Here is a 1,060-nt window from a genome sequence, read left to right on the forward strand (position 1 = left end):
CCGCGTGGCGACCATGCCGCCGTCGGCGCGCAGGACGTCGTCGATGAATTCTTCCTTGAACTCTGTTCCGCGGTGGGCGACGACGAATTCCTTGTTATCGCCTCGCTGGAAAATAACCCCCTGATAGCCCGAAGATTTGTTCTCGGCAATTTCGATCACATCGAACCTGACTCCGCCGATCTTTACCGAACGATCCCCATCCGATGCCGGCTGCGGGATTTTGTATGCCGCCTCACTGAGTTCCGCGTACTGGATACTGCTAACGGTCATGGCCAGATTCCTTGGCGCTGAAAGTAATGGCGAAGAACTTGGATGGATCGCTTCCGTAAAGTGCGGTCGCGTGCGGAACTTCCATCGATCTTTCGACTTCGTCGTAGACGTCGCTGACAGGGGTTCCGTATTTTTCGCGCCGGGCGTACATGATGACGGGCTTCAACTCCGTCGCATCCGGCATGTCTATGGTCGTCGCGAATCTTCTTTCTCCCTTCGCACCAGTCGGCTTGAGAGACAAGGTCACCCCCTCGATTTCCCAGGTGCAAACACCACGCCCGAAGTAGTCTTTGGCCACCATCCCATCGAGATAAACATCGAACTGGAATTCCGATTCCGCCATTTTTCTGACAGGGAGCGAAACCACCTCGCGATCCGGCGTGGGAAACGTCCCCGAAATCGGCTCTGCCGGCGGCATGCATTGCTGCGTGGGACCGATCTTGTACTGCACGCTCGCCGTCGCCACCCGAAACGGCCCAGGCGCCCCATCGACCTTCGCCGTCACCACATACTTCTGCCGCGGGTTCGGATTGCGCTCGTACTTCGGATCCTTGACCGCGTTGGAGCAGGCGCTCAGGCCCAACCCTATCGCCGCAACAACGATCGCGCCGCCCAACAGGCTTCTGGTTTTCATCGCAGCAGTCCTATATCGCCCACCCGGTCGAGCGCGCGCTCGTTGTTGGCGTAGCCGGCGCCCGCCAGCGTCGCGATGTCGTGCCGGCTGGCATAGACCTTGACCTCGCCGTAGTGATGGCTGGCGGAGCTGACGAAGTCGGCCGCCATGACGTGG

Annotated in this window: 1 protein-coding gene and 2 pseudogenes; all 3 read right to left on the minus strand. The window is 59.6% G+C overall.

All coding sequences use genetic code 11. The features are described from left to right. Nucleotides 1–270 (minus strand): annotated as a pseudogene (locus A7A76_RS25385) (hypothetical protein); the annotation flags it as partial. Then, nucleotides 260–904 carry a hypothetical protein gene (locus A7A76_RS25390; RefSeq protein WP_206413927.1) on the minus strand — a complete coding sequence of 215 codons (645 nt, stop codon included), beginning with the start codon at nucleotides 902–904 and terminating at the stop codon, nucleotides 260–262. The pseudogene A7A76_RS25385 and the gene A7A76_RS25390, both read right to left, overlap by 11 nt. A gap of 26 nt (nucleotides 905–930) precedes the next feature. Further along, nucleotides 931–1,060: pseudogene (locus A7A76_RS25795) on the minus strand (lipase); the annotation flags it as partial.

It is taken from the genome of Lysobacter enzymogenes (genome assembly GCF_017168095.1).
GTDB classification, from domain to species: domain Bacteria; phylum Pseudomonadota; class Gammaproteobacteria; order Xanthomonadales; family Xanthomonadaceae; genus Lysobacter; species Lysobacter enzymogenes_D.

Coding starts and splice junctions, on each gene's coding strand:
- A7A76_RS25390 (WP_206413927.1), bottom strand. CDS start 904: ATGAAAACCAGAAGCCTGTTGGGCGGCGCGATCGTTGTTGCGGCGATA.